This window comes from Polaribacter sp. 2305UL8-11 (genome assembly GCF_058147165.1).
In genome coordinates, this window is the sequence record NZ_JBYVJW010000007.1 from 203,924 (window position 1) to 210,124 (window position 6,201).

8 protein-coding genes are annotated in these 6,201 nt (G+C 29.2%); 5 read left to right on the plus strand and 3 right to left on the minus strand.

What is annotated here, in order from left to right:
- Window positions 1-34: 34 nt before the first annotated feature.
- From ACY2RW_RS08705 to ACY2RW_RS08715, 3 genes are all read right to left on the minus strand, one after another.
- On the minus strand, window positions 35-637 hold the full coding sequence (locus ACY2RW_RS08705) for an ExbD/TolR family protein (RefSeq protein WP_490122330.1): 603 nt from the start codon (window positions 635-637) through the stop codon (window positions 35-37).
- Window positions 638-1,048: 411 nt separating this feature from the next.
- Window positions 1,049-1,873 (minus strand): dihydropteroate synthase, encoded by an 825-nt coding sequence (folP, locus tag ACY2RW_RS08710; protein ID WP_490122331.1) that lies wholly within the window; start codon window positions 1,871-1,873, stop codon window positions 1,049-1,051.
- Window position 1,874: 1 nt separating this feature from the next.
- Window positions 1,875-2,456: an LOG family protein gene (locus ACY2RW_RS08715; RefSeq protein ID WP_490122332.1), complete on the minus strand. Its 582-nt coding sequence runs from the start codon at window positions 2,454-2,456 to the stop codon at window positions 1,875-1,877.
- An 83-nt stretch (window positions 2,457-2,539) separates the two neighbouring features.
- Here ACY2RW_RS08715 and ACY2RW_RS08720 point away from each other — a divergent pair, with 83 nt between their 5' ends.
- The 5 genes from ACY2RW_RS08720 (at window position 2,540) to ACY2RW_RS08740 (ending at window position 5,951) form a co-directional block, all read left to right on the plus strand.
- Entirely contained in the window at window positions 2,540-3,073 is a 534-nt protein-coding gene (locus ACY2RW_RS08720; RefSeq protein ID WP_490122333.1) for a DUF1599 domain-containing protein, read from the plus strand.
- Window positions 3,074-3,207: 134 nt separating this feature from the next.
- Window positions 3,208-3,849, plus strand: coding sequence for a hypothetical protein (locus ACY2RW_RS08725; protein WP_490122334.1), 642 nt, complete (start codon window positions 3,208-3,210; stop codon window positions 3,847-3,849).
- Window positions 3,846-4,808: a BT_3928 family protein gene (locus ACY2RW_RS08730; RefSeq protein ID WP_490122335.1), complete on the plus strand. Its 963-nt coding sequence runs from the start codon at window positions 3,846-3,848 to the stop codon at window positions 4,806-4,808. The genes ACY2RW_RS08725 and ACY2RW_RS08730 overlap by 4 nt, the downstream gene beginning before the upstream one ends.
- The gene (gene crcB / locus ACY2RW_RS08735) at window positions 4,808-5,179 is read left to right on the plus strand and encodes a fluoride efflux transporter CrcB (RefSeq protein WP_490122336.1); all 372 of its coding nucleotides are present in this window, start codon (window positions 4,808-4,810) and stop codon (window positions 5,177-5,179) included. The genes ACY2RW_RS08730 and crcB overlap by 1 nt, the downstream gene beginning before the upstream one ends.
- A gap of 70 nt (window positions 5,180-5,249) precedes the next feature.
- Window positions 5,250-5,951, plus strand: a complete 702-nt coding sequence (locus ACY2RW_RS08740; protein WP_490122337.1) for a crotonase/enoyl-CoA hydratase family protein — start codon at window positions 5,250-5,252, stop codon at window positions 5,949-5,951.
- Window positions 5,952-6,201: the final 250 nt, after the last annotated feature.

The following is a 6,201-nucleotide window of genomic DNA, read 5'->3' on the forward strand; positions in this document are numbered from 1 at the left end:
GCTAAAATACTAATAAATAATTTGGAGAACAATATCAAAAATTTATTTCTGCATCCGATAATAATAAAGGATATTTTTCTCGAATCAATTTTATTTTATCTTCAAGGTTTTTATCACTATTGTTAGACATTTTAAAGTCTTCTAATAAACTTTCATAATTTTTGTGATACAATTTTACTGCCAACTTGTTACGAAGATGCGTGTAAGATGTGTTTAAAATATCTAATACAGAGATATAAGTTTCATAATTTGTAAGTCTGTCTGTTTGTATAGATATAATTGCTTTAGTTGGATGATCTGAAGATGTTTTTAACTGTAAACCTTCACACCAATCACAAGCGTTTTTATGGATGTCTAAACCACCACCATTGTCTATAAAATTGATAGCAATTTGTTTCAATTGATTTAATTGTACTGTTTTTCCATCGACAAATAATTCGTTGTTTTTGTTAATGTTTACTTCCAAAATGTTTCTTGCATTTATATCTATAGACCTGTTTTCTTGTTTCTGAGGAATTTTTCTGGAAATTCCTGCGTCTATATTCATAGTTGTAGTGACTAGGAAAAAGATTAATAATAAAAATGCGATGTCTGCCATTGATCCAGCGTTAATTTCTGGTAAGTGTTTTCTACTCATAATACTTTGTTTTTAAAAGTTAATAAATGATGTTTTCTTTTCGAACTATTTCGAAAAGGTTTCTTAAAGTTTAATTAGGTAGATTTTTGGTGTTAACATAATTTTAACAAAAAGAGTGCCAAAAAATAGTTGGTCTTTACGAGGAAGAATGACGAAGTAATCTTATAATAAAAATATGAGTTTTGTTTTAGGATGAGATTACTTCGTCATACTTCGTAATAACGGAAAGTTAGCAAACGGGTTTAGGATTGAAGCTTTGTTTGAGCTCTTTTTTATACTGAACTCGATTCAGTATCTTTTGTAATAATGAAACATGTTATTAAATAAGTGAGATGCTGAAATAAATTCAGCATAAAAAAAGCGAGTAACTTTCGACTTCGCTCAAGATAAACTCCAAACAGGAAATAGCTTCTAATAAGAAATCTGTTCTACAATTTTAATAGCCTCTACTGCTTCTTTTACATCATGAACTCGTAAAATATTTGCGCCATTTAAAAGTGCAATTGTATTAGCAGAAGTGGTTGCATTTAACGCTTCTTGTGCAGAAATATCTAAAGTTTTATATAGCATAGATTTGCGAGAAATTCCTGCTAAAATAGGCGCATCTAAATTTTTAAAAAGGGATAAGTTTTTCAGGATTTCAAAATTATGTGCAATTGTTTTTCCAAATCCAAAACCAACATCAATAATGATGTCATTTAGTTTTAGCTGATGTAATTTATGAATTTGAGTAGCAAAAAAAGAAATAATTTCTTTAGTAACATCTTTATAAACAGGGTTTTGTTGCATGTTTTGGGGTGTGCCTAACATGTGCATTAAAATATAAGGAACTTGCAAATTAGCAACAGTTTCAAACATTTTTGTATCCATTTTTCCTCCAGAAATATCGTTTACAATTGCAGCTCCAGCATAAATGGTTTCTTTAGCAACTTTACTTCTAAAAGTATCTACAGAAATTATAATTTCTGGAAAGTTATTAACTAATAAATTAATAACAGGAACAATTCTTTGTAATTCTTCTTCTTGAGAAATATGAGCAGCTCCTGGTCTAGAAGAATAAGCACCAACATCTATAAAAGTTGCTCCTTCAAAAAGCATTTTTTCGGTTTGAGAAAGAATATCAGATTCGTTTTTATATTTTCCACCATCAAAAAAAGAGTCTGGTGTCACATTTAAAATCCCCATCACTTTTGGTGATGTTAAATCGATTAAAGTTTGGTTGCAGTTTATTGTCATTTTAATTGACTACTTTATGAATTATGTGTGTAATTTCTGATGCTTTGTAATGATTCATTTTCTGCATTAATTCATCTACAGAATTGGCAACTAATAACATGTCTCTGTTTGCTTGTTTTAAATAACCTTCTGCTACCATTTTGTCTAATTGCAATAAAACTCCATCAAAAAAACCATTAATATTTAAAAGACCTACAGGTTTTTGTTCTATCTGTAATTGATTTAAAGTTAGTGCTTCAAAGAGTTCATCTAGAGTACCAAAACCTCCAGGAAGTGTAATATAACCATCAACCAATTTGCTCATAATTACCTTACGCTCACTCATGTTTTTGCAAACAATCATTTCTTCTACATCTGTATGAATAACTTCTTCTTTTTCTAATAATTTAGGAATTACCCCAATAACATCGCCATTTTGAGTCAGAATTGTATCCGCCAAAACACCCATCATTCCAATTTTTCCTCCACCATAAACCAAACCAATATTGTTATTCACAAAATAGTTTCCCAATGCTACAGCTGCTTCTTTGTATATAGGATTAAACCCTAAACTTGAGCCACAAAAAACAACAATCTTCTCCATTTTATTAGTTGATAATTTCATCGTAAAAATAAATGAAATGGTTTGAAGATTTACTACTTTTGAAGAAATACTTTTTTAGAAAAATGCAAGATACCTCAAAACAATACGATGCTGTTATAGACGAATGTAGAAGTTTATTTATTAAAAAGATGTCTGATTATGGAAGTGCATGGAGAATTTTACGTTTGCCATCGTTAACAGATCAGATATTTATTAAAGCGCAAAGAATTCGTCAATTACAAGAAAATGAGGTGCGTAAAGTAGATGAAGGTGAAAAGTCTGAGTTTATTGGCATCATTAATTACGCTATTATGGCATTAATCCAGTTAGAAAATGGTGTTGTAGAAAATCCTGATTTGAATACAGAACAAGCAACAATTTTGTATGATAAGCACAGTAAAATTACCAAAGAATTGATGCTTAATAAAAATCACGATTATGGTGAAGCTTGGAGAGATATGCGTGTTTCTAGCTTAACAGATTTAATTTTACAAAAATTATTACGTGTAAAGCAAATAGAAGATAACAAAGGAAAAACGATAGTTTCTGAAGGGATTGATGCGAATTATCAAGATATGATTAATTATGCCGTTTTTGCGATGATTCATTTGGGGTAAAGTAGTTGCAAAGTTTTTAAAGTTTCAGAGAGAAGAGAGAAGTGAGAAGTGAGAAGAGAACTAGAGTAAGCAGGGTTTGTCATTTCGAGTGATTCTGCTTTTTTGCAGAATTGTATCGAGAAATCTTAATATTTATGAAAACTATTCTTTATTTTATTTCTCTTTTAACACTAATGACTTGTGTAAAAGAGAAACATACAATTAATAGAAAGTTAAAGTCAGATAAATTAGTTGCTGAAATTTTTAATGATAAAGAAATAGTTGAGTTAGGGAAGATAATTCTCTTTTTTGAAAGCCAAATTCATGAAGAAGTAAAAGAAGCTAATATTAAAAAAGCTTATAAAAAGTTTCTAAAACTAGATTCTATGAGACTTGTAGATGGTGGTAAATTATTTATGATAGGTTATAAAAAGCAGAAAAAGTTATATTCAAATTTAGATCCTGATTTTCTAGAGGCATTTTTTGATAAAGGATATTTAACTTTAATTAATCCAGAAAATAAGGAACATTATAAGGTTGAATTTCTTCATCTTAAAGTTTATAATTCAGATAGTTTGTCAATTTTTGCTAAATTCATTGAGAATTATTCAAAATTTAATAATCACCTTAAAGGTTATATTAAAAGTGCTAAAATTTCAAATGAATTTTTCGGGCCTTCAGATCAAGGAAGGTTTATTTTAGATTATAGAAATTTTGATCTTAATGATATTAAAAATAGATTAATATATAGTATGAATCATTTAATTATAAATGAAAGAAACAAAAAATCAATATGAAGATACTAACCCAAATTTCAAGAATAATAGTAGGAGCCTTATTTATATTTTCAGGTTTCGTAAAATTGGTAGATCCAATTGGCTCTCAATATAAATTTCAAGAATATTTTTCTGAAAGTGTTTTAAATATGGAATTTTTAATTCCTTATGCATTACCATTTGCAGTATTATTAATTGTTGCAGAAATCCTTTTAGGAGTGATGATTTTAATTGGGTACAAACCAAAATTCACAGTTTGGAGTTTACTAATTCTAACCTTAGTATTCTTATTTTTAACTTGGTATTCTGCCTATTATAACAAAGTAACAGATTGTGGTTGTTTTGGAGATGCAATTAAACTCACACCTTGGGAAACCTTTTATAAAAATGTGATTTTGATTGTTTTAATACTTTTATTGTTGATAAAAGTTGATTATATAAAACCTATTTTTAAAGGAAAAATTCCAAAGTTAATTACGTTTTTATCTCTAGGAGTTTTCTTGTTTATTGTGCAACATGTGCTAACGCATTTGCCAATTATAGATTTTAGAGCCTATGCAGTAGGAAAAAACTTACAAGAAGGTATGAAATATCCAGAAGATGGTTCTATTCCTCCAGTGCACGATTTTATGTTAGAAGATGCACAACAAGATTTAGCACCTATTTTATTAGAAAAAGAAAAAGTGATGCTAATTGCAGTGTATAATATAGACAAAGCAGATAAAAACGGTTTTCCAGCAATCAAAGAAATTGCAGAAAAAGCAATTAAAAAAGGATATACAGTATATGGAGCATCTGCCTCTTTTACTGACGATTTATTAGAAGCCAAAGAAAAATACAATTTACCTTTTGATTTTTTATTCTGTGATGAAACCACGCTAAAAACTATGATTCGTGCAAATCCAGGAGTACTCATTTTAAATAAAGGAACTGTTACTCAAAAGAAAAATTGGGGTGATGTAGATGAAATTGAATTATAATGAAACAATTACTATTTGTTTTTATTGGTGGAGGTTTTGGTAGTGTTTTGCGCTATATAATTGGTAAATGGTTAAATAATCCAGAAACTGGAATACCTTATGGCACCTTTGTCGCAAATATTTTAGGGAGTTTAATCATCGGAATTATTTTAGGATATGCAGCCAAAAATGATGCAATTTCTCATAACCATACTTTATTATTAGCAACTGGTTTTTGTGGCGGCTTTACTACTTTTTCAACTTTTGCTTATGAGAATCACGTATTTTTAAAATCAGGAGATTTTACCAGTTTTGCATTGTATACTATTGCCAGTTTTGTAATTGGTTTTTTAGCTGTTTTTGCAGGAATGTATTTAGTTAAATTTTTATAAATGTCAGTTTTAGTGAATTTTCCAAGAATGAGAAAATTTGTATTGAGAACTAATTTAAAATAACAATATTATGAACGAATTTGTAGCATATACATCAGAAGAAAATTACGCAATAATCACAATCAAAAACGGAAAAGCCAATGCCATTTCGCATGAAGTTATTCAAGGTTTAAATGAATCTTTAGATAAAGCTGAAACTGAAAACAAAATTGTAATTCTTACAGGTCAAAATGGAATTTTCTCAGCAGGTTTCGATTTAAAAGTGATGACAAAATCACCAGAATCTGCCAAAGAATTGGTTACAAAAGGTTCTCAATTATCGCTTAGAATGTTATCTTTTCCACAACCAATAATTGTAGCTTGTTCTGGACATGCCATTGCAAAAGGTGCTTTTCTATTATTATCATCAGATTACAGAATTGGTGTAGAAGGCGACTTTAAAATTGGTTTAAATGAAGTAATGATTGGTATGACTATGCACAATGCAGGAATTGCCATTGCAAAAGCACGTTTGTCTAAAGTTTACCTAAATAGAAGTGTTAATAATGCAGAAATTTACAACCCAAAACAAGCCATTGATGCTGGTTTTTTAGATATGATTGTTCCAGAAAACCACCTATTACCAACTGCCAAAAAAGTTGCAGAAATGTTTTCTAAACTGAATAAGAAAGCGCATGCAGCCACTAAGTTGAAAGTCAGAAAACAGCATTTAGAAGCTTTAACAAAAGCAATTGAGTTGGATTTGGCTGGAGATATTTCTATAAACCCATAATATATAGAGTTTGATAACAAGATGAAATACATAAAGTTAAATGATTTTTTTTAATTGTTTGTCATTTCGAACGCAATGCAATGAAGTTGAGAAATCTTTTTGCCTAACATTGTTTGAGATTTCTCCAAAAAGTCGAAATGACATCTAGAAAAGTTGAAATGACATTTAAAATTGGCTTAATGGCAAAAAATGGTTGGTAAAAACCTCTGAATCTCTTTGTAATACTGATTAAATTAAAAGTTTATTGAAA

Bases quoted from the DNA above. Each gene is read 5' to 3' on its own strand.
- ACY2RW_RS08705 (WP_490122330.1), bottom strand. From the start codon at position 637: ATGAGTAGAAAACACTTACCAGAAATTAACGCTGGATCAATGGCAGAC.
- folP (WP_490122331.1), bottom strand. From the start codon at position 1,873: ATGACAATAAACTGCAACCAAACTTTAATCGATTTAACATCACCAAAA.
- ACY2RW_RS08715 (WP_490122332.1), bottom strand. From the start codon at position 2,456: ATGGAGAAGATTGTTGTTTTTTGTGGCTCAAGTTTAGGGTTTAATCCT.
- ACY2RW_RS08720 (WP_490122333.1), top strand. From the start codon at position 2,540: ATGCAAGATACCTCAAAACAATACGATGCTGTTATAGACGAATGTAGA.
- ACY2RW_RS08725 (WP_490122334.1), top strand. From the start codon at position 3,208: ATGAAAACTATTCTTTATTTTATTTCTCTTTTAACACTAATGACTTGT.
- ACY2RW_RS08730 (WP_490122335.1), top strand. From the start codon at position 3,846: ATGAAGATACTAACCCAAATTTCAAGAATAATAGTAGGAGCCTTATTT.
- crcB (WP_490122336.1), top strand. From the start codon at position 4,808: ATGAAACAATTACTATTTGTTTTTATTGGTGGAGGTTTTGGTAGTGTT.
- ACY2RW_RS08740 (WP_490122337.1), top strand. From the start codon at position 5,250: ATGAACGAATTTGTAGCATATACATCAGAAGAAAATTACGCAATAATC.